Origin of the sequence: Serratia sp. CY38905 (assembly GCF_052168875.1) — a bacterium.
GTDB lineage: Bacteria > Pseudomonadota > Gammaproteobacteria > Enterobacterales > Enterobacteriaceae > Serratia > Serratia sarumanii.
In genome coordinates this window covers 1-20838 of sequence record NZ_JBJNLV010000027.1, presented here as the reverse complement: position 1 = coordinate 20838, position 20838 = coordinate 1, and the positions used below count along the sequence as shown (strand labels likewise).

At 55.7% G+C, this 20838-nt stretch carries 18 protein-coding genes and 3 pseudogenes; 11 read left to right on the top strand and 10 right to left on the bottom strand.

Features of this window, described 5'->3' with window-relative positions:
• Positions 1 to 387: EAL domain-containing protein (locus tag ACJ8MK_RS25335; protein ID WP_227641879.1), on the top strand; the 387-nt coding region annotated here is incomplete at its 5' end.
• A 22-nt stretch (positions 388 to 409) separates the two neighbouring features.
• Here the strand turns inward: ACJ8MK_RS25335 and ACJ8MK_RS25330 are convergent.
• From ACJ8MK_RS25330 to ACJ8MK_RS25285, 10 genes and pseudogenes are all read right to left on the bottom strand, one after another.
• Positions 410 to 668, bottom strand: a pseudogene (locus ACJ8MK_RS25330) (IS66 family transposase); the annotation flags it as partial.
• Positions 669 to 717: 49 nt separating this feature from the next.
• Positions 718 to 1056, bottom strand: a complete 339-nt coding sequence (gene tnpB / locus ACJ8MK_RS25325) for an IS66 family insertion sequence element accessory protein TnpB (protein ID WP_029497456.1) — start codon at positions 1054 to 1056, stop codon at positions 718 to 720.
• A gap of 53 nt (positions 1057 to 1109) precedes the next feature.
• Entirely contained in the window at positions 1110 to 1877 is a 768-nt protein-coding gene (gene fecE, locus ACJ8MK_RS25320) for a Fe(3+) dicitrate ABC transporter ATP-binding protein FecE (protein ID WP_004152282.1), read from the bottom strand.
• On the bottom strand, positions 1878 to 2834 hold the full coding sequence (gene fecD, locus ACJ8MK_RS25315) for a Fe(3+) dicitrate ABC transporter permease subunit FecD (RefSeq protein WP_047670035.1): 957 nt from the start codon (positions 2832 to 2834) through the stop codon (positions 1878 to 1880).
• Entirely contained in the window at positions 2831 to 3829 is a 999-nt protein-coding gene (gene fecC / locus ACJ8MK_RS25310; RefSeq protein ID WP_004118243.1) for an iron-dicitrate ABC transporter permease FecC, read from the bottom strand. Before fecC ends, fecD begins: the two co-directional genes overlap by 4 nt.
• Positions 3826 to 4728 carry a Fe(3+) dicitrate ABC transporter substrate-binding protein FecB gene (gene fecB / locus ACJ8MK_RS25305; protein ID WP_023157913.1) on the bottom strand — a complete coding sequence of 301 codons (903 nt, stop codon included), beginning with the start codon at positions 4726 to 4728 and terminating at the stop codon, positions 3826 to 3828. Before fecB ends, fecC begins: the two co-directional genes overlap by 4 nt.
• Positions 4729 to 4772: 44 nt before the next feature.
• Complete coding sequence (fecA, locus tag ACJ8MK_RS25300; RefSeq protein ID WP_029498502.1) at positions 4773 to 7097, bottom strand: TonB-dependent Fe(3+) dicitrate receptor FecA; 2325 nt, start codon at positions 7095 to 7097, stop codon at positions 4773 to 4775.
• Positions 7098 to 7189: 92 nt separating this feature from the next.
• Positions 7190 to 8143 carry a ferric citrate uptake sigma factor regulator FecR gene (gene fecR, locus ACJ8MK_RS25295; RefSeq protein ID WP_004197067.1) on the bottom strand — a complete coding sequence of 318 codons (954 nt, stop codon included), beginning with the start codon at positions 8141 to 8143 and terminating at the stop codon, positions 7190 to 7192.
• On the bottom strand, positions 8140 to 8661 hold the full coding sequence (gene fecI / locus ACJ8MK_RS25290) for an RNA polymerase sigma factor FecI (protein ID WP_004197062.1): 522 nt from the start codon (positions 8659 to 8661) through the stop codon (positions 8140 to 8142). Before fecI ends, fecR begins: the two co-directional genes overlap by 4 nt.
• Before the next feature lie 475 nt (positions 8662 to 9136).
• Positions 9137 to 9622: pseudogene (locus ACJ8MK_RS25285) on the bottom strand (Mu transposase domain-containing protein); the annotation flags it as partial.
• A gap of 207 nt (positions 9623 to 9829) precedes the next feature.
• Here ACJ8MK_RS25285 and ACJ8MK_RS25280 point away from each other — a divergent pair.
• The 10 genes and pseudogenes from ACJ8MK_RS25280 to ACJ8MK_RS25235 form a co-directional block, all read left to right on the top strand.
• Positions 9830 to 9931 (top strand): annotated as a pseudogene (locus ACJ8MK_RS25280) (integrase); the annotation flags it as partial.
• Between the two features lie 284 nt (positions 9932 to 10215).
• Complete coding sequence (locus ACJ8MK_RS25275) at positions 10216 to 11343, top strand: transporter substrate-binding protein (RefSeq protein ID WP_004118840.1); 1128 nt, start codon at positions 10216 to 10218, stop codon at positions 11341 to 11343.
• Positions 11340 to 11933 carry an ANTAR domain-containing response regulator gene (locus tag ACJ8MK_RS25270; RefSeq protein ID WP_004118229.1) on the top strand — a complete coding sequence of 198 codons (594 nt, stop codon included), beginning with the start codon at positions 11340 to 11342 and terminating at the stop codon, positions 11931 to 11933. The genes ACJ8MK_RS25275 and ACJ8MK_RS25270 overlap by 4 nt, the downstream gene beginning before the upstream one ends.
• On the top strand, positions 11930 to 12778 hold the full coding sequence (locus tag ACJ8MK_RS25265) for an ABC transporter permease (protein ID WP_004118228.1): 849 nt from the start codon (positions 11930 to 11932) through the stop codon (positions 12776 to 12778). The genes ACJ8MK_RS25270 and ACJ8MK_RS25265 overlap by 4 nt, the downstream gene beginning before the upstream one ends.
• Positions 12778 to 13698: an ABC transporter permease gene (locus ACJ8MK_RS25260; protein WP_004118227.1), complete on the top strand. Its 921-nt coding sequence runs from the start codon at positions 12778 to 12780 to the stop codon at positions 13696 to 13698. The genes ACJ8MK_RS25265 and ACJ8MK_RS25260 overlap by 1 nt, the downstream gene beginning before the upstream one ends.
• A 12-nt stretch (positions 13699 to 13710) precedes the next feature.
• Positions 13711 to 15315 carry an ABC transporter substrate-binding protein gene (locus tag ACJ8MK_RS25255; protein ID WP_004152278.1) on the top strand — a complete coding sequence of 535 codons (1605 nt, stop codon included), beginning with the start codon at positions 13711 to 13713 and terminating at the stop codon, positions 15313 to 15315.
• A gap of 44 nt (positions 15316 to 15359) precedes the next feature.
• Positions 15360 to 16307, top strand: coding sequence for an acetamidase/formamidase family protein (locus ACJ8MK_RS25250; protein WP_004118225.1), 948 nt, complete (start codon positions 15360 to 15362; stop codon positions 16305 to 16307).
• A 7-nt stretch (positions 16308 to 16314) separates the two neighbouring features.
• Positions 16315 to 18048: an ABC transporter ATP-binding protein gene (locus ACJ8MK_RS25245; RefSeq protein ID WP_004118832.1), complete on the top strand. Its 1734-nt coding sequence runs from the start codon at positions 16315 to 16317 to the stop codon at positions 18046 to 18048.
• Between the two features lie 278 nt (positions 18049 to 18326).
• Complete coding sequence (locus ACJ8MK_RS25240; RefSeq protein ID WP_000608644.1) at positions 18327 to 19589, top strand: IS1380-like element ISEcp1 family transposase; 1263 nt, start codon at positions 18327 to 18329, stop codon at positions 19587 to 19589.
• Positions 19590 to 19838: 249 nt separating this feature from the next.
• A complete protein-coding gene (locus ACJ8MK_RS25235; RefSeq protein WP_001617865.1) occupies positions 19839 to 20714 on the top strand; it encodes an extended-spectrum class A beta-lactamase CTX-M-14 in 876 nt (291 codons plus the stop codon).
• Positions 20715 to 20838: the final 124 nt, after the last annotated feature.

Genomic DNA, 20838 nt, shown 5'->3' with positions numbered 1-20838 from the left:
TCATCGAGGCGCGGGAATAAAATCCCATTCAGACGCCGGATAGATTCAAGCAAGCCAACTTGTCGTCAAAATCGGTGTTGCAAAAACGGGAGTGACCATAGATTCCGTTTTCCAAGCGGCCCCCATATTGAATGGCTGACGGTACTGGATTTCGATGAGATAAAAATAGACCGTATTTTTATTGCCAATATTGATGACCCGGTGAAGCGAGCGCTACTTGTTTCTATGGTGAAAGGGTTACGTGGTACTGGCAAACCACTGGTGTTTGAAGGGGTGGAAACGCCAGGACAGTTTGAATTCGCCTGTTCTCTTGGCCCCGGTTACCTAGTTCAGGGCTGGTATACCGGAAAACCCGAAACAATATCTGCGATGAATATTCAGGGTTAAAACGATACGGGGCCCGGCCCGTATCGGCAACCCGACCCGTCAGCGTATCGCTTTCTGTCTGAAGCCGGTTCAGGTCGGCTTCTATCTGCGCGATGCGGCGGGAGATTTATTCAGAACGACTGCCGAAGTTCATCCGGCGAAGCTTATCCAGCTGCGCCTGCAGATGGTCTATTTCGCGCTCCCGGTCGGCCTGCTTTTCCAGCAGGGCGCGGTTCAGCGCTTCCTGTTCGGACAGGCGCTGTTTCAGCAGAAGGATGTCGTCAGGGGGAGGTGTTGTTCATAAGCCCGCATTTTACCAGGCTTATTCAACGACAACCAGGATAAAGAGGCCTACAACATGGTCAGGGACGTAAGCAGTCTTTTAGGCTGCCGCCAGTCGATGCCTTCCAGAAGCATTGCCAGCTGCGCCGGGGTCAGGAACACTTTGCCATCGCGGGCAGAGGGCCAGGCGAAGCGGCCGCGTTCCAGCCGTTTGGTCAGCAGGCACAGTCCGTCGCCGGTGGACCACAGCAGTTTGACCTTACTGCCGCTGCGGCCCCGGAAGATGAAGACATGGCCGGACATCGGGTCATCTTTCAGCATCGTCTGCACCTTTGCGGCGAGACCATTGAAGCCGTTGCGCATGTCGGTGATACCGGCAACCAGCCAGATTTTGGTGCCTGTTGGCAGGTGGTTATCACTTCCTTTATCTGTCCTGTGATGATCCTTATGACTTCGCCAGACTACTTCACCACACACATGGGTCTGCCAGATACCGGTTCGGGATGGATTTCCGCTTCTACGCTGAACACCGTCTTTAGAAGCTCTGGTTTCATCACTGCTTCCGGAGCACCTTGCGCCATCACGCGACCGCTTGCCAGTACCACCAGATGATCGCAATAGCGGCTGGCCTGATTCAGATCGTGGAGTACCGTCACTACGGTTTTCCCCTGCCTTTTGAGTTCAACCATCAGGCGCATCAGTTCAACCTGATGATTGATATCGAGGTAGGTCGTAGGCTCATCAAGAAGAATGAGTGGGGTATCCTGTGCCAGCACCATCGCCAGAAACGCACGCTGGCGCTGGCCGCCGGAAAGCTGGGTTAACCTGCGGTCAGCCAGATTGCGCGTCCGGGTCTGACTCATTGCCACGTTGACCCGCTCGTTGTCTTCCGCGGAGAGTCGCCCCCACAACGACAGCCACGGGCTGCGGCCGTAGGAAACCAGTTCCCGTACAGTGATCCCCTCGGGGGATAAATGGTGTTGCGGCAGTAAAGCCAGGCGGCGAGCCAGCTGGCGGGCGGAAAAACCGGCTATGGGTTTTTCATCAAGCAATATCTCGCCAGAGTCTGGTGTTAACAGGCGAGAAAAACAGTTCAACAGCGTCGATTTCCCGCAACCGTTAGGGCCGAGCAGGGCCGTGATTTTTCCGGCAGGCAGGGCGAGAGAAAGTCCATCCAGCACGGTTTGTGCGCCATAGCTGACGGTCAGATTTTCAGTACGTAATCTCATTTATCGCATTCTCACAAGCAGCCAGACAAACCACGGTGCGCCGATAATGGCGGTCAGCACGCCTGCCGGAAGCTCCAGCGGCGGATGAATGATTCGTGCCAGCAGATCGGCAATGACCAGCAACAACGCGCCCGTCAGGGCCGAAACGGGCATCAGCCAGCGGTGACGCCCGCCGGCGATCCTGCGCACCATGTGCGGCACGACGAGACCAATAAAACTTATCGGGCCACAGACGGCCACGCCGGTTGCTGTCATCGCGACAGCCAGCATCAGCCCCTGGAACCGGGTGCGCTGAACCGACACGCCGAGCGTGGCTGCTCGTGCATCGCCCAGCGCCAGCAGGTCGAGATCGCGACAAAAGCGCAGGCTCAGCGGCAAAAACAGAATGAGCAACGGCACGGCAATCTTCACAAAGTGCCAGTCGCGCCCCCATAAGCTACCCGTCAGCCACAGCAGGGCACTGTTTACATCCTGCGGGTGCAGGAGCATCAGGTAATCCGTCAGGCTCGCCCAGCAGGCGGAAAGCGCCACGCCGGTGAGCGCCAGCTTCATCGGCTGGTGGGTCTTTGCCAGCATCTTCAGCAAGATCAACCCCGTCATACCGCCCGCAAAGGCCAGCAGCGGCAGCACCATCACGGATAGTGATGGCATAAGAAGCAGTGCTCCCACAGAGGCAAGGCTGGCGGCATGGTTAATGCCGAGAATATCCGGTGATGCTAGCGGGTTACGCACAATCCCCTGTACCAGCACGCCCGCCACGGCGAGGGCTGCACCGACAAACAGTGCCAGCAGCAAGCGCGGCAGTCGGTACTCCATCAATACATAATAATGCTCGCGTCCGTCCTGCCAGTCGGTCAGCAGCGCGCGCCACGGCACGGGGATCACCCCCATATGGAGTGATAACAGCGCACAGCCTGCCAGGGCAAGGGTGATGAAAATGACCAGCGCAATTTTCATCCTCGCCTCCTCACCAGCCAGACAAAGCAAGGACTGCCAATCAGCGCCAGCACTGCGCCTGCGGGCAGATCGCCGGGGAAGGCCAGCGCGCGTGCGAGTACATCTGCCATCAGCATCAGCGTGGCCCCCAGCAGCATGCTCACCGGCAGTACGTTGCGCTGATCGAAGCCTGCCCAGAAGCGCGCCAGATGTGGCACCAGCAGGCCGATAAACGCCACCGGACCTGCCACACTGACGCACGCGCCAACCAGAAGCAGCACTAACATATTGATGATCAAACGTAGTCTCGGCAGGTTCACTCCCAGCGTATGGGCGGTACTGTCGCTGACGTTGAGCAGGTTCAGTTGATTCGCCAGCAGCAACACGACAGGGACTGCAGTGACCACCACCGGCAAGAGCTGCCAGACATCCTGCCAGTGGGCGTGGGACACTCCGCCTGCCAGCCAGTAAAAGATGCCGTAAGCATGATCTTCGGCCAGCAGTAGGGTGATGCGGGTCAGGGCCATACAAAAGGCCGACAGCGCGATACCCGCGAGGATCAGTTTGTTTCTGTCCTGGGTATGACGAAACCCGCCTCCTGCGGTCATGACCAGCAGCCAGCTCACGCCGCCCCCGCATGCCGCGATGAACGACAGGGAATAGCCTGCAACCGGCGTCGGACTCAGCGCGCTGGTAAGCGCCATAGCCAGCGCCGCGCCGCTGTTAATGCCGAGCAGTGAAGGAGAGGCCATTGGGTTGTGGGTCAGGGTTTGCAGCAGCGTGCCCGCGAGCGCCAGGCTTGCGCCGATCAGAACGGCGACCAGGCTTCGCGGCAAACGAAGGTTTTGCACCAGCGCTTCTGGTAGCGTTGGCGTGTGTCCAGGCAGCAGGGCGCGGATTGCGTCTGCTCCGGAAACAGGAATGGCCGAGTAGCAAAACAGACTCAGCCAGAAAATAATAATAAGTACTGCAACGGGAAGCCCCCACAGCAGCACCGGGTGTTTTAGCGCGGTCATTTCATATCGGTAAGCGGCTGATGGTGGAAGATTTTTACCGTGTCAGCGGCAATACGCTCTGCGGCAAAAATACCGCGCATCCGCGCCCAGGCGTTACTGTCGACTGAAGCAACCTGCTGCTTCTGCGCGGCGGTTAATATCTGCCAGAGCGGATCTTGTTGCCAGCGTTTAACAATGCTCTCTTCGCGATAGTGGGCAACCAGCAGCCAGGCAGGATTGACCGCCAGCAGTTGCTCCAGGCCGATGGACGGCATGGACGCGCCCGCCATCGCAGCGGGAACGTTCAGCCCCAGAGAAGCCAGCACGCTGCCGGTCCAGGTCTCCTGGGTATGCAGGTTGAATAGCTGTTCGCGTGATGTGCCAAAGGCCACGCGTGTCCCTGTGGGAAGCTGGCTGGCCCACTGCGCCATCTTCTCTTTATGTTGTTCCAGACGCGCCTGCATCTCTCGTTTTTTACCTACCACTTCGCCGATGATAGCCGCTGAGTGCAAATTTTCAGCGTAGGTTTCGTTGCGGGACTTAAGCAGCAGTACCGGCGCGATTTGCTGCAAGGCGGTGTAAATCCCCGCATGGCGACTGCTGTCGGCAATGATCAGGTCTGGTTTCAGGGCAGCAATGGCTTCCAGGCTCGGCTGCGCGCGCGTTCCGACGGACTGCCACGGTTTCAGGTGCGCACGCACTTCGGGCAGGATGCGTTTTGCATCGTTATCGTCGGCAATACCGATCGGGCTGACGTCCACGGCGGCCAGCGCATCGGCGAACGAGAGTTCCAGCACCACAATCCGTTGTGGCGTTTTATCGAGTGTAAACGTGCCGTGTTCGTCCTGAACCGTGGCGGCAAAGGCGTGGCCGATCACCAGCAGCAGGCCTGCAAAAAGAAAACGGATAAATGCCAACATAGTCACATTCCAGCTAAAAGCCCGGCAAGCCGGGCGTTAACACATCAGAACTTCAACGACCCCTGCATATACAGCGTGCGCGGCTGGCCTGCGTAGATGCCTTTGTTGTTGTCGTCATAAGAGCGGATGAAGTAGTCCTGGTCGAAGATGTTTTTCACACCGAACGCCAGGTTCAGATCTGCCATCTGCGGGCCAAAGTCATACGCCACGCGTGCGCCCCAGAGCATGAAGCCGGGAATGCGGCCGGTACTGCCGTCGGCGCTCTCTTTCACCGTATTGGCGTTATCCGCAAACTGGCTGGACTGGAAATCGCTGTTCAGATTGAACGTCCAGTTGCCCGGCTTGTAGTCCACGCCCAGCGTGCCTTTATGTTTCGGGGAGAATGTCACCTGATTGCCATAGGTGTCACCTTTCTCGCGGATTTCCGCGTTCACATACGCATAGCTGGCGTAGACGGAAACGTTATCAAGCGTTGGCGTTAGCGTACCCAGGTCGTAACGTGCCTGCGTTTCCAGCCCGGTATGGCGCGTTTTGCCACGTGCAGTGACGGTGTCGTTGGTCTGGTTGGAGTCGTACTGATTGTTAAAGTTAATTAGGAACAGCCCCATTTCCGCCGTCAGCGCGCCGTCGTCGTAGCGGGTACCGAGTTCCCAGGTTCGCGCTTTTTCCGGTTCCACATTGCCGCTTTGCACAGCCTTGCCAATCTGGCTGTACTGTACGGTGCCGAACGAGCCTTCAGTGTTTGCATAAAGATTCCAGCTATCAGTCAGGTGATAGAGCACGTTCAACGCCGGAAGCGGTGCGTTATAGCTCACCTCTTCGTGCGTGCCTTTGATGGCGTTGTTCTGGTATGACTCGATATGTTCGAAACGCATACCCGGCGTGATGGTCCAGTTGCCGATGTCGATTTTGTCATCCAGATACCAGGCGTGCGCCTCGGTGCCGGAACGCGTGTCGCGGTCGTAAGGGCTTGAGCCGGACGGCAACTGCCCGCTGCTGGTGGCGGTGTAGTAACGCATTTCATGCGTTGATTCATTCACATAGCGATAGCCCACGCCCACTTCGTGCGCGTAAGGGCCGATCATAAAGCTCTGGCTGTAGCGTGGCTCAATACCGCGCACCCAGTAGTTACGCGGCGAGAGGGTGATGCGTTTGCCTTGCTCCAGGTAGCCGCTGCGCAGGGTTTGGGTGTAGAACCCCAGAATGTTGAATTTATGCTGGCTGTCCGGCTGGAACTGGTAGCCCAGGCTCGCCAGCTTGCGACGGCCCCAGAAGCGGTCATACGGGCGGGTGGATTGCCAGCGATCGGCGTCGTAATCCGCGCGGGACAGGCCGCCGGGCATGTCGGCTTCACCATCGTAATATTGCAGCAGGCTGTTGAAGGTGTGCACCTCATTCGGCGCATATTTGCTTTTCAGCATCAGGTCGTCGATGCGGGTGGCGCTGTGCTCGCGCCAGTCACTGCCGCGCGTGCCGGAGTAGAGCAGCGCGGTGCCAAAACCGTTGTCCGCTGTGCCGCCCACCATCAGGTTGTGCGTCTCTTTCGGGTTGTTTTGTGAAGAGGTTGGGCTGAGCTGACCTTCCACCCCCGCCTCGATACCAAAGTCCTGCGGAATGGCGCGGGTAACAAAGTTCACCACGCCGCCCACGCTCTGCGGTCCGTAACGCACCGCACCACCACCGCGCACCACGTCAATGGCATCCATGTTGCCGAGCGAAACGGGAGCCAGTGAAAGCTGCGGCTGACCGTAAGGGGCAAAGGGGACGGGGATGCCGTCCATCAGGACGGTCGAGCGGCTGGCGAGGCGTGGGTTCAGGCCCCGGATGCCAAAGTTCATCGCCAGGTCGTGGCTGCCGGTGCCGTTGTTTTCCGGCGCGCTGACGCCAGGGATGCGGTTAAGCACCTCACGCATGGTGGTTGCGCCGGTTTTGGCGAAATCCTCACGGCGGATCACGTCACGCGCGCCAGCATGTTCAAATACGTCGTTTTCACGCGCATCGCCCAGCCAGTCGCCGACCACGGTCAGGGCATCTTCTTTTGGCGCGGGCGCGGGCTCCAGCGTCCAGCTGTTATTTCCCAGCGGTTTTACCTGCAGTCCGCTGCCGTCCAGCAGCTGTTGCAGGCCGCTCTCGACGTCGTAATCTCCGTGCAGGCCGTTGCTCTGCTTGCCGCGCGTCAGGCTGGCGTCAACCGAGAGGGTAATTCCGCTGTGTGCGGCATACTGATTGAGCGCTTTGTCGAGCGATCCCGGTGCGATATCAACCTGTGCAGCAAAAGCGGAAAACGAGAGACCGGCCAGCGGCAGCAGGCTCAGGCGAATGGCGTTAACCAAAGGTGTTGTTTTACGAAAAACGCGTAACGGCGTCATACCTTCTCCATCATCATTCATCATTTTTGTTGTGTTCAGCTATGAGTCGAACGAGAAGGTAAAAAGGACAATCGAAATGAGAATTATTTTTCTTACAGCGGTGAAATGTTTATCCAGTACCGCGTAATAGACTGAATTTTAACGGGAAGCGTTTGAGCGATAACGTTCAGGATCGCATCGGTATTTTTCAGCGGGAACGTCCCGCTCAGGCGCAGCCCGGCAACGGCGGGATCGCAGCGCAGCACGCCGTTGCGGTAACGGCTTAGCGTGGCTATCACCTCACCCAGCGGTTTATCGCTGAAGCTCAGGATGCCCTTCGTCCAGCTTGTACTCTCGTCATCCAGCGGTTTCACTGCGCCAAACTCAGAGGCGCTGAACTGCAGGCTTTCACCAGCGTTCACGATGCGTTTTTGCGCGGGGGCACTGGCGAGAAGCACTTCCACGGCGTGCTGCTGCACGTCAAGCTGCGTGAAATTATCCTGCTGGCGGACGGTAAATTCTGTCCCTAAAGCGGTGAGTTGGCCCTGACGGGTCAGGACGCGGAAGGAGCGTTGCTGCGCATCTTTCGCGGTAGTAATGGCGATTTCACCGTACCAGAGCCGGACGGTGCGCTGATGCGCATCAAAACGCACATCCGCCGCGCTTTGGGTATTCAGCGTGAGCAGGGAGCCATCTTCCAGTTGCTGACGGCTGACTGCGCCTTTGGGGGTGCGGTAATCTGCCCGCAGACCTTCGCCGGTTTCCGACTGCCAGAGTTGCCAGCCTCCGCCAGCGCCGAGCAACAGCAGTAATCCTTTCATCACGTGACGGCGGGTGAGGCGGGTATCGTGCAGCGCCCGGCTGGCAACGTCGCCAGGCACACCGCCAAGCTGGTTGCGCAGGTTTTCAACCTGCTGCCAGGCCCACTGGTTATCCTGATCCTGTTCATACCACTGTTGCCAGCGCGCTTCCTGTTGTGGGCTGACGCGCTCGCCGCTTAGCACGGCATACCAGTGGGAAGCTGAACGCAGCGCCTGACGGCGGGAATCGGTTAACGAAGGATTCATAACCCATGCTCCAGACGAAACAGCAGGCAGTGCTCGACGGCTTTCGCCACGTATTTTTTCACGGAGCTGACGGAAACACCGAGTTTGTGCGCAATCTCGCTGTATGTCAGGCCATCCAGTTGCGAAAGCAGAAACGCTTCACGTGTTTTTCCGTTTAGCCCGTCCAGCATGCTGTCGACGAGTTGTAGGGTCTCGAGCTGGCTTTCGCGTTCCTCAGGTGAAGGCGCTCCCCCCTCCGGCATAAGCGCCAGCATCTCCAGATACGCTTTTTCCAGCGCGTTTCGGCGAAACAGGTCCACCATCACGCGTTTGGCGATAGTGCACAGGAAAGAGCGAGGATCGCGGATCGTCGAGAGCGTTTCGCTGCTCATTACCCGCAAAAAAGTGTCCTGGGCAATGTCATCTGCATCAAAGGCAGACTGGAGTTTGCGCGTCAGCCAACTTTTCAACCAGCCGTGATGGGTGCCATAAAGCGACTCGAACGTTAAGGAAGCTGTGGTAGTGGCACGGTCAGACATGCGGAGTGCATCAAAAGTTAATTATCACGTAGCCATATTAATATGAGAATGGTTATCATTACAATTGGAAATAAAATTGTTTCCAATAAACATTTTTAACATGTTGTTTTTCTAAGTGTTATAAGGTAGGTATAAAATGGGATGGATCCTCTGCTTCTGGCATCTGTCGGTCAGAATGACATCATGATGTGGTCTGCTATTATTGACATCCTCCCCGCCCTTTAGGGCGGGGAGGATGTCAACTATGAGTGTTGCCTGAAATGTCGCCAGCCCCCGGTACAGCAGAAGTATCTCGGGCTTTCTGCGTTTGCTCCTGGTGGGTATGGCCCCCGCAAGCGGGGGTTATTGCTAACTGTCGTTTCAACAAAAAGTAACTTTTTTCACTTTGCCCCTCAGTACAAATTAGGGGCTTGCCGCGGATGTACCATGCCTGAATATCTTCGAGTGATGATTTGGTGCGGCTTTGTTGAATAAATCAGATTTCGGGTTCCACCTGACTGACCTGCTGCCAGAGCGGGGCGTGATGCTCCGGCACGGTCTGCCAGCCGGATGCAGCCGAACAGAGACGGTGCGATGCCATCTGCTGCTCATTACTGTAGATCCGCAGTTCATCATCCAGCGAAATCCGTATTGATACCGGCTGGCCACACAGGCTTTCCGGCACGCTGTAACGGTTTCCGCCAACCTCGATATAGCCATCCCAGGAGACATGACGGATATCGAAGTAGCTGGTATCGAAGTCCGTATCCGGCAACGGCTGCAGATGCTCCTGTTCCTGCGTGAAGCGCTGTTCCGGTGTCTGCCTGAACTGGCGAAGTTCCCGCCTGTCGGCAACGTCAGCCATCCACTGCTCCAGTAGCTGATTAACCTGGGCGAAGCTGTCGAACCGGCGGTACCGGACGAAGAAGTTCTCCTTGAGGTATTTCACCATCCGCTCCACCTTACCTTTGGTTCTGGCCCTTTATGCTGACTCATTATTTCTGGCCATAAAGGTTCTGGCAGTGCCATCTTTCGGGTCAACAAAGGTAATATCTTCAGGAGCACGACGAGGGCTGGCCAATGACAGAAATATTACGGGTTCTTCAAGAAGGGTTGGTAATGCATGGACAACATTACGCTCGAAAAAAAGCACGTGGCCGGGGGCAAATTCGGCTTCGTCACGAGGATCTTCCATCCAGAGCGTCCCCATGAATCCCTGAATAACCTGACGCCGGAGGATCACCTGCTGATGGCTGAAAAACCGGAACTCTCAAAAAGTGCGTGGAACTAAAACAGGTGTGCATTACTCCACCTCATGTTGAAGAGACCAGACTGCATCAGAAAATTGCACCATAACTGAGCAAGCCGCATCCCATTGGTGCAAAAGTGTCTCCAAAAATAAATAATCCATTGATTTAACTGTGCTTTAAAAATGGCATGAATTTTTCATGTCGGGTATATGCAAGCAGGGGCAACCCTTAAGCCTTGAATCCATTAAATATCGACAGGTAATGAAGCCTGATTGTCCTAATAAGGACAATCAGGCTTTTTTATTAATGCAGAGAGCAAACATACGTGCAAACTATTGATATTGGAATTTTGCTTTCCACAGAAGGTACCTACAGCCACCTGGCGAACAGCACACTGCTTGGTGCGCGCCATGCCTTAGAGGAAATCAATGCCGATCCTGCTTATCCTTTTCAGCTGCGGGCCCGACATATCAACCCTGCGGGTGAACTCGCAGCCTACAGTGAAGCGGTGAGCACCTTTATCGCTCACGGCATCCGCCATATCTTCGGAACCATTACCTCTGCCAGTCGGAAGGAGATTATCCCGGACCTGGAGCAGCATAACCTGCTGCTGTGGTATGGCTGTCCTTACGAGGGGTTCGAGAGCTGCGAGCAGGTCGTATATCTGGGCGGTTGTCCGAACCAGACTCTGCTGCCACTCCTGCGGCTGGCGCTGGATATGTTCGGAAATCGCTCCTGGCTGATCGGCTCTAACTACGTCTGGGGCTGGGAAAGCAATCGTATCGCCCGTGAGGTAGTGGAAGGTTCCGGCGGTACGGTGGTGGGCGAAAAATATCTGCACCTGAGAAACAGCAACGTGACCGAGTTGATTGAGGCGATTCTCAGCACAGAGGTAGATTTTGTACTCAATAACCTGGTAGGCGAAACCTCTTATGCGTTTCTGCGCGCACTGGACGAGGCCTGTCTTCGCGATCGGCGGACGTTAGCGGTGCTCAGCTGTAATTTTACCGAAGCCGAAGTCGCCGAAGTCGCGCCACTAAGGGCGGTACGTTTGCTTTCCTGCGGACCGTTTTTTGAGAGCGTCGATCTCGATTTTTGCGCGCGGCAGCACCTGCAACATGGCGCACAGCGCATCTCCCACTACTATATCGGCGGCTGGCGGGCAGTAAGGTTGTTTGCCAATAGCCTGCGCGAGGCCGGAAACAGCGAGCCGGGTGCGGTGCTGGCGGCACTGCATCGTCAGCACGACGTTGATTCTCCGGGCGCTCGCTCAGTAATGGCTCGAAACAACCACGCCTGTTTGCCCTGCTACATCGCTGAGTTGCAACAAACTTGCTTTCAGATACTGCATCGCGAACCGCTGCCGGTTATGCCCGATCCCTATCTCTCCGCGACCGAGCTACGTGAAAGCCGAACGGTTGCAGCCAGACCTGCTCTGAGGATTGTTAAATGAAAACGCTGCTGTCCCCGGATTTAGATGCTCAGCCGCTCCTGCTGGTAGACTGTGAAGCAAGGAGTCGCGAAGCGCTGGAAAAAAACCTGACGCGGATGGGTATCCGCTGGCATCACCTGACCGGAGATGAGGCTTTACCTCCTCTCACCCCCTGTGCAGTACTGGTGGAACTGGAGGCATTCGCCAGCCCGCTAACCCTGAGCCAGATCAATCTGGCGGGAATACCGGTGATCGCGCTGACCTCACATGAGGGACTTTACCAGGTACAGCGCGCGCTGGAGTTAGGGGCAACAGCGCTCCTTACCAAGCCTATTACACAGCGAGCCATCTATACCACCCTGATGATGGCAGTGGGGCTGCGTCAGCAGTTGCATGACATTCAACAGCAACAGATGCTACTGCGCCAGCGTCTGGCAGCAATGCCGCAGATTACCCAAGCTCTGGCGGCCCAGATGCAAGCGGAAAGTATTGATGAACAACAGGCATGGGTTCGCCTGCGCTCGGAATCAATGTGTACGAACCAGTCGGTGGCACAGGTGGCGCAGAAGTGGCTGCTACGAATGTCGTCCGGCAAGCGGGGAGCACAATGAATAGAGTCGGATATTTTCTGCGCCGGCCAGCCCTGCTGCTCTCGCTGCTGTTTATTCTCCTGGTGGTGATGAGCGCGCTGTTTGCCCCCTGGCTCACCCCCTTCGATCCCGATGAACAGTTTGTCGAGGGACTGAGCCTGGAAGGCGCACCGCTTTCTCCCAACAGCACTTACTGGCTGGGAACCGATCTGCTGGGACGCGATCTCTTCTCGCGTTTAATTTACGGAGCTCGTACTTCGTTACTCATCGGTGTTGTCGCCAACGGCACTGCAGTACTGATCGGCGTCCTGGTAGGGCTTAGCGCAGGTTATCTGCAGGGGCGTATCGGAGGGCTGCTGATGCGCTTTACCGATCTGATGATGGCGTTTCCCGCACTGCTGCTGGCGATTGCCCTGGCGGCGATTTTCCAGCCAAGTGTCTGGATCGTGTCCCTGGTGATCGCCATGGTGAACTGGGTGCAGATCGCCAGGGTTATCTACGCCGAAACTAGCGCGCTTAGCGCCCGCGACTTTATCGCCGTGGAACGCACCCTGGGGGCCGGAACGTTGCGTATTCTCGGCGTGCATTTAATTCCACATCTGGCGCCAACGGTGCTGGTCTGGGCCACACTAGGCATCTCCACCACAGTCCTGCTGGAAGCTACTCTATCGTTCCTCGGGGTGGGGGTACAGCCGCCAACGCCGAGTTGGGGCAACATCATCTTTGAAAGCCAGAGCTATTTTACTTCGGCTCCCTGGCTGGTGTTCTTTCCCGGCGCGGCGATTGTGCTGCTGTCGCTCTCTTTCAATATCGCTGGTGACGCCCTGCGCGACGCCCTCGATCCCGGCTTAAAAGGACGAAACTAATGCTATTTCTGGGAAAACGTCTGTTGCATGCCGGGCTGATCCTGCTTGGCGTTACGTTGATCTGCTATTTGCTGCTGTTTATGTTGCCCGCCGATCCAGCGCGCCAAATCGCCGGGCGCAGTGCCACGCCGGAAGTAGTCGAAAACATCCGCCATCAGTTGGGGTTGGATCTTCCGTTTTATCAGCAATATTGGCGTTATCTGCAGGGGCTGCTGCACGGCGATCTGGGACGCTCGTTTATTCAGCGCAGCGAAGTGAGTGAACTGGTTTCCGCCCGTATCGGGCCGTCACTGCAGCTGATGGCGGCGGGTATTCTCTGCGAGTTGGTACTGGGGATCGCACTCGGCACCCTGGCGGCGTTAAAACGCGGCGGGCTGGCGGACCGGCTTCTGATGGCGCTCTCCTTTATCGGTGTTTCGGCGCCGCAGTTCATCGCCGCGATGCTTTTTCTCTATCTTTTCGCCGTGGTACTCAACTGGTTCCCGATGGGAGGCTATGGCGGCTTCAGCCATCTGGCGCTACCGGCGCTAACCCTCGGCCTGCTCGGCAGCGGCTGGTATTCACGCATGTTGCGCTCGTCGATGATTGAGGTGCTGCATCAGGATTTTATCCGTACCGCGCGGGCCAAAGGGCTGGGCCGAACCCGCGTACTGCTGCGTCACGTGCTGCCGAATGCCGTGCTGCCGCTAATTCCGATGATAGGCATTGATATCGGCATTTTTATGGGCGGACTGGTGGTAGTCGAATCGGTCTTTGGCTGGCCGGGTATCGGTCAGCTGGCCTGGCAGGCGATTCAACAGGTGGATATCCCGGTGATTGTCGGGGTAACCACCGTGTCAGCGGTTGCCATTGTTGGCGGCAACCTTATTGCGGATCTGGTGCTGCCGTGGGTCGATCCGCGCATTGATGTCAAAAAGTAGCAGGGGAAGATGATGAAAAATGCGTTATTGACAATGGCGGTGGCCGCGGCCTGTTTCTCTTATGGCGCGCAGGCTGACGAGAAGACCGGCGGCGATATCGTGGTGACCTACCAGAACGACGTGGCGACCCTCGATCCGGCCATTGGCTATGACTGGCAAAACTGGTCGATGATCAAAAGCCTGTTCGACGGCCTGATGGACTATCGTCCCGGCACCACCGAGTTGGTGAACGACCTGGCGGAGAGCTACGCCATTTCCGAGGACGGCAAGGTCTACACCTTTGTGCTACGCAAAGGGGTGAAATTCCACAACGGCCGCGAGGTCACGGCGGCGGACGTGAAATATTCTCTGGAACGCACAGTCAACCCGAAAACCCAAAGTCCGGGCGCCGGGTTCTTCAGTCCCATCGCGGGCTATGACGAGGAGGCTAGCGGTAAAAGCACGACCCTGAGCGGTATCGAGGTCGTCGACGATCATACGGTAAAAATCACTCTGAAAGAGCCCAACGCCACCTTCCTGCATGTGCTGGCGCTGAACTTTGCCTCGGTGGTTCCCCGTGAGGAGGTGGAGAAATGGGGTGCCGACTTCGGCAAGCATCCGGTCGGCAGCGGCGCGTTTGAGCTCCAGGAGTGGAAGCTGGGCCAGGAGCTGATCTTCCGCAAAAACCCGAACTACTTTAAAGCCGGCGTGCCGCGGCTGGATCACATAAAGTTCGAAATGGGACAGGATCCCTCGGTCGCTCTGCTGCGGCTGGAAAAAGGCGAAGTGGATATTGCCGGCGACGGCGTACCGCCCGCACAGTTTCTGTCGTTTAAAAACAACCCGGCCTATAAGGGCCTGATGGTCACCGGCGACCAGTTGCAGACCGGCTACGTGACGATGAAAACCACGCTGCCGCCTTTCGATAATCTCAAAGTCCGCCAGGCGGTGAACATGGCGGTCAACAAAGATCGCATCGTGCGCATCATTAATGGACGCGCGGCGCCGGCCAACCAGCCACTGCCACCCGCCATGCCCGGTTATGACAAGGCATATCAGGGTTTCAGCTACGACCCGGCAAAAGCGAAGCAACTGCTCAGCGAAGCGGGTTTCCCCAACGGTTTTGCTACCGAACTGTACGTGATGAATACCGATCCGCAGCCGCGTATCGCTCAGTCTATCCAGCAGGATCTGGCCAAAGTGGGCATCCACGCCAGCATCAAATCCCTGGCGCAGGCGAATGTGATTGCGGCGGGCGGCTCCGCCAGCCAAGCGCCGATGGTCTGGTCCGGCGGCATGGCGTGGATCGCCGATTTCCCGGATCCCTCCAACTTCTATGGCCCGATCCTCGGCTGCGCCGGGGCGGTAGAGGGCGGCTGGAACTGGGCGCGCTACTGCAACAAAGCGCTGGACGCGCAGGCGGCCGCGGCGGACAGCATGGTGAAACCCGACCAGCAGGACGCGCGCATTGAAGCCTGGCGCAAAATCTTCATCACTGCAATGGATGACGCGCCCTGGGTGCCGGTATTCAACGAGAAGCGCTACACCGTACATTCCGCACGCATGGGGGGCGAGGACGCGCTGTATGTCGATCCAGTGCATGTACCAGTCAACTACGACTATATCGGACTGAAATAATTTGATGGCGCCGGGACGGCGCCGCTGCTTAAAGGAGAGTCAGGATGTGCCAAAATTGTCTGGTGAAGACCATTCATCATGCTCAACATCATTTCGGCTGGGATAACAGCCTGAGCCCGGTCCTGCACGTAGCTTCCGGCAGCCAACTGGAGTTTCACTGCCTGGATGCGGCTAACGGCTGGTTCAACGCCGGTTCTACCGCAGCGGATATCCCAACGCTGCCGTTTGATAAGCTCAACCCGGTCAGTGGCCCGGTCTATGTGGAAGGCGCTCAGCCGGGCGATGCGCTAAAGGTGACGCTGGAATCCTTTCGTCCCAGCGGCTTTGGCTGGACTGCGAATATCCCGGGCTTCGGCCTGCTGGCCGATCAGTTTTCTGATCCGGCGCTGACGCTGTGGCAATATGACCGCCAGGGCTTAACCCCCTGCGCCTTTGGCCGATATGGCCGCGTACCGCTGAAACCCTTCGCCGGTACCCTCGGCGTCGCTCCCGCTGCCGCGGGCCATCATTCGGTGGTGCCGCCGCGCCGCGTGGGCGGCAATCTGGATATTCGCGATCTGGCCGCTGGCTGCACATTATGGCTACCGGTGGAAGTAGAAGGCGCGTTGTTTTCTATTGGTGACACCCACGCCGCGCAGGGCGATGGTGAAGTCTGCGGCACGGCGATTGAAAGCGCGATGGACGTGGTGGTGAAGCTGGAAGTGGTTAAAGATATGCCGCTGAAAACGCCGCGTTTCGCCACCCCTGGCCCAGTGACCCAACATCTGGATCGGCACGGCTACAGCGCCTTCACCGGCATTGGCCCTGACCTGATGACCGCCGCCCGCGACGCGGTAAGCTATACCATCGATGCGCTGTGCCGCGAACAAGGGATGTCGGCGGAAGAGGCCTATATGCTCTGCTCCGTGTGCGGCGATCTGCGCATCAGCGAAATCGTCGATCGGCCTAACTGGGTGGTGTCGTTCTATTTTCCCAACAGCGTGTTTAATTAGGAGCGTTATGTCAGCAGTCCTATTTCCGGCGCCGCTGCTCTCGGTCGAGCGCCTGTCGATCCAGTTTGGTACACAGCGGGTGGTGGATGACGTCAGCTTTGCGCTCTGGCCGGGAAAAACTCTGTGCATTGCCGGCGAGTCGGGCAGCGGTAAATCGCTGACTTCGCTGGCGATCATGGGTTTGCTTCCGGAGGAGGCACAGATTCCAGGCGGCGCGATTATTTTTGATAACCAGGATTTGCTCAGCCTGCCGGAGCGGCAAATGCAGTTGCTGCGCGGCAAGTCGGTTGCCATGATTTTTCAGGAACCGATGACCTCGCTCAATCCGCTGATGACGGTGGGCCAGCAGCTGGAAGAGACGCTGCAACGCCACGAAGTGCTGGGCCGCCGTGAACGGCGCAGCCGGGTCAGCACGATGCTGGACGCGGTCAAAATCAGTCATGTGGAGAAGCGCCTGCAACAGTATCCGCACGAGCTTTCCGGCGGTATGCGCCAGCGGGTGATGATCGCCATGGCAATGCTGTGCCAGCCACAGGTGCTGATTGCCGATGAGCCGACCACGGCCCTCGACGTCACTATTCAGGCGCAGATCCTCGAGTTGATGCGCGAACTGCAGCAGGCGTTTTCCACCAGCCTGCTGTTGATCACCCACGATATGGGAGTGGTGGCAGAAATGGCCGATGATGTGCTGGTCATGAGTCACGGCAAAATCATGGAGCAGGCTCCGGCAAAAACGCTGTTTACCTCGCCGCAGGCGGCTTATACCCGCCAGCTGTTGCAGGCGGTACCGGTGCTGGGCCAGGCGCCCGCGCTGGCGCCGGTCGAGGCGACGCGACCGTTGCTCAGCGTCCGCGACCTCAGCGTGCGCTTTCCGGTGCGCGGCGACGGCCTGCGCGTGCGTCGCGAAGTCCATGCCGTCGATGGCGTCAGCTTCGATCTTTTCCCCGGCGAGACGTTGGGCATCGTCGGTGAAAGCGGCTGCGGTAAATCGACGACGGCAAAAGCTCTGATGAATATGGTGCCATTTAGCGGCAGCGCGCAGCTTAACGGACAGGAGCTGCACGGCCTGAAGGACGAGGCGTTAAGAGCGGTACGCCGCGATTTGCAGATGGTGTTTCAGGATCCCTGGGCGGCGCTCAATCCGCGCAAAACTATTTTCGACCTGGTTGGGGAGCCGCTGCTGATTCATGAGCAGATGCCCGCAGTACAGCGCACGGAGCGGGTGGCGCAGCTATTGCAGCAGGTCGGCCTGCCAGCGGAAGCGATGCGGCGTTATCCGCACCAGTTTTCCGGCGGCCAGCGCCAGCGCATTTGCATTGCCCGCGCGCTGGCGCTGAACCCGAAAGTGATCATCGCCGATGAATCGGTTTCCGCGCTGGATGTTTCAGTACAGGCGCAGGTGCTGACGCTGCTGGAAGATTTGCGTCAGCGCTATCGGCTCAGCTATCTGTTTATTTCCCATGATATGGCGGTGGTGGAGCGCATCTGCCACCGGGTAGCGGTGATGTTTGGCGGCCAGCTCGTGGAGATCGGCCCACGAGATCGAGTGTTGCACCATCCGCAGCATCCTTATACTCAGCACTTGCTCAGCGCCGTTCCTATACCTGACGTTCAGCAAAGACGGCAACCCCGAGCCACCAGCGCAATGCCGATAAGACCAGAACCGATCAAACCCATCGGCTATCAGAGAGTACCGCAGCGCTTTACCGATTTTGGCGACGGGCACCTCGTCGCCTGCTGAACAAAAAAGCATTCAAACCGGCGGATTTCCGCCGGTGGCGACACTGTTGCTACACAACCCGACGAGAGGCCATTAAACTGGAAAAGTTAGCACCTAGATTCTACGTCAGTACTTCAAAAAGCATAATCAAAGCCTTGATAAATATGCATTCCTTCGAAATTCAGCTTTCACCCATTGGGTGAAAGAAAAGTGCTCAAAAATATGTTAAATTATCAGCTTTTATGACTCGATATATGGTAAAATAATAGTAAGAAAAGTAGTAAAAAGGGGTTCTAATTATGATTAATAAAATTGATTTCAAAGCTAAGAATCTAACATCAAATGCAGGTCTTTTTCTGCTCCTTGAGAATGCAAAAAGCAATGGGATTTTTGATTTTATTGAAAATGACCTCGTATTTGATAATGACTCAACAAATAAAATCAAGATGAATCATATAAAGACCATGCTCTGCGGTCACTTCATTGGCATTGATAAGTTAGAACGTCTAAAGCTACTTCAAAATGATCCCCTCGTCAACGAGTTTGATATTTCCGTAAAAGAACCTGAAACAGTGTCACGGTTTCTAGGAAACTTCAACTTCAAGACAACCCAAATGTTTAGAGACATTAATTTTAAAGTCTTTAAAAAACTGCTCACTAAAAGTAAATTGACATCCATTACGATTGATATTGATAGTAGTGTAATTAACGTAGAAGGTCATCAAGAAGGTGCGTCAAAAGGATATAATCCTAAGAAACTGGGAAACCGATGCTACAATATCCAATTTGCATTTTGCGACGAATTAAAAGCATATGTTACCGGATTTGTAAGAAGTGGCAATACTTACACTGCAAACGGTGCTGCGGAAATGATCAAAGAAATTGTTGCTAACATCAAATCAGACGATTTAGAAATTTTATTTCGAATGGATAGTGGCTACTTTGATGAAAAAATTATCGAAACGATAGAATCTCTTGGATGCAAATATTTAATTAAAGCCAAAAGTTATTCTACACTCACCTCACAAGCAACGAATTCATCAATTGTATTCGTTAAAGGAGAAGAAGGTAGAGAAACTACAGAACTGTATACAAAATTAGTTAAATGGGAAAAAGACAGAAGATTTGTCGTATCTCGCGTACTGAAACCAGAAAAAGAAAGAGCACAATTATCACTTTTAGAAGGTTCCGAATACGACTACTTTTTCTTTGTAACAAATACTACCTTGCTTTCTGAAAAAGTAGTTATATACTATGAAAAGCGTGGTAATGCTGAAAACTATATCAAAGAAGCCAAATACGACATGGCGGTGGGTCATCTCTTGCTAAAGTCATTTTGGGCGAATGAAGCCGTGTTTCAAATGATGATGCTTTCATATAACCTATTTTTGTTGTTCAAGTTTGATTCCTTGGACTCTTCAGAATACAGACAGCAAATAAAGACCTTTCGTTTGAAGTATGTATTTCTTGCAGCAAAAATAATCAAAACCGCAAGATATGTAATCATGAAGTTGTCGGAAAACTATCCGTACAAGGGAGTGTATGAAAAATGTCTGGTATAATAAGAATATCATCAATAAAATTGAGTGTTGCTCTGTGGATAACTTGCAGAGTTTATTAAGTATCATTGCAGCAAAGATGAAATCAATGATTTATCAAAAATGATTGAAAGGTGGTTGTAAATAATGTTACAATGTGTGAGAAGCAGTCTAAATTCTTCGTGAAATAGTGATTTTTGAAGCTAATAAAAAACACACGTGGAATTTAGGGAATACTGATGTAACACGGATTGACCGTATTGGGAGTTTGAGATGGTGACAAAGAGAGTGCAACGGATGATGTTCGCGGCGGCGGCGTGCATTCCGCTGCTGCTGGGCAGCGCGCCGCTTTATGCGCAGACGAGTGCGGTGCAGCAAAAGCTGGCGGCGCTGGAGAAAAGCAGCGGAGGGCGGCTGGGCGTCGCGCTCATCGATACCGCAGATAATACGCAGGTGCTTTATCGCGGTGATGAACGCTTTCCAATGTGCAGTACCAGTAAAGTTATGGCGGCCGCGGCGGTGCTTAAGCAGAGTGAAACGCAAAAGCAGCTGCTTAATCAGCCTGTCGAGATCAAGCCTGCCGATCTGGTTAACTACAATCCGATTGCCGAAAAACACGTCAACGGCACAATGACGCTGGCAGAACTGAGCGCGGCCGCGTTGCAGTACAGCGACAATACCGCCATGAACAAATTGATTGCCCAGCTCGGTGGCCCGGGAGGCGTGACGGCTTTTGCCCGCGCGATCGGCGATGAGACGTTTCGTCTGGATCGCACTGAACCTACGCTGAATACCGCCATTCCCGGCGACCCGAGAGACACCACCACGCCGCGGGCGATGGCGCAGACGTTGCGTCAGCTTACGCTGGGTCATGCGCTGGGCGAAACCCAGCGGGCGCAGTTGGTGACGTGGCTCAAAGGCAATACGACCGGCGCAGCCAGCATTCGGGCCGGCTTACCGACGTCGTGGACTGTGGGTGATAAGACCGGCAGCGGCGACTACGGCACCACCAATGATATTGCGGTGATCTGGCCGCAGGGTCGTGCGCCGCTGGTTCTGGTGACCTATTTTACCCAGCCGCAACAGAACGCAGAGAGCCGCCGCGATGTGCTGGCTTCAGCGGCGAGAATCATCGCCGAAGGGCTGTAACTGGTTTTGTTGAATAAATCGAACTTTTGCTGAGTTGAAGGATCAGATCACGTATCTTCCCGACAACGCAGACCGTTCCGTGGCAAAGCAAAAGTTCAAAATCACCAACTGGCCCACCTACAAT

Coding starts and splice junctions, on each gene's coding strand:
- fecR (WP_004197067.1), bottom strand. CDS start 8,143: ATGAATCCTTCGTTAACCGATTCCCGCCGTCAGGCGCTGCGTTCAGCT.
- fecA (WP_029498502.1), bottom strand. CDS start 7,097: ATGACGCCGTTACGCGTTTTTCGTAAAACAACACCTTTGGTTAACGCC.
- fecC (WP_004118243.1), bottom strand. CDS start 3,829: ATGACCGCGCTAAAACACCCGGTGCTGCTGTGGGGGCTTCCCGTTGCA.
- ACJ8MK_RS25265 (WP_004118228.1), top strand. CDS start 11,930: ATGAATAGAGTCGGATATTTTCTGCGCCGGCCAGCCCTGCTGCTCTCG.
- ACJ8MK_RS25235 (WP_001617865.1), top strand. CDS start 19,839: ATGGTGACAAAGAGAGTGCAACGGATGATGTTCGCGGCGGCGGCGTGC.
- ACJ8MK_RS25250 (WP_004118225.1), top strand. CDS start 15,360: ATGTGCCAAAATTGTCTGGTGAAGACCATTCATCATGCTCAACATCAT.
- fecE (WP_004152282.1), bottom strand. CDS start 1,877: ATGAGATTACGTACTGAAAATCTGACCGTCAGCTATGGCGCACAAACC.
- ACJ8MK_RS25255 (WP_004152278.1), top strand. CDS start 13,711: ATGAAAAATGCGTTATTGACAATGGCGGTGGCCGCGGCCTGTTTCTCT.
- fecD (WP_047670035.1), bottom strand. CDS start 2,834: ATGAAAATTGCGCTGGTCATTTTCATCACCCTTGCCCTGGCAGGCTGT.
- fecB (WP_023157913.1), bottom strand. CDS start 4,728: ATGTTGGCATTTATCCGTTTTCTTTTTGCAGGCCTGCTGCTGGTGATC.
- ACJ8MK_RS25270 (WP_004118229.1), top strand. CDS start 11,340: ATGAAAACGCTGCTGTCCCCGGATTTAGATGCTCAGCCGCTCCTGCTG.
- ACJ8MK_RS25260 (WP_004118227.1), top strand. CDS start 12,778: ATGCTATTTCTGGGAAAACGTCTGTTGCATGCCGGGCTGATCCTGCTT.
- ACJ8MK_RS25245 (WP_004118832.1), top strand. CDS start 16,315: ATGTCAGCAGTCCTATTTCCGGCGCCGCTGCTCTCGGTCGAGCGCCTG.
- ACJ8MK_RS25240 (WP_000608644.1), top strand. CDS start 18,327: ATGATTAATAAAATTGATTTCAAAGCTAAGAATCTAACATCAAATGCA.
- fecI (WP_004197062.1), bottom strand. CDS start 8,661: ATGTCTGACCGTGCCACTACCACAGCTTCCTTAACGTTCGAGTCGCTT.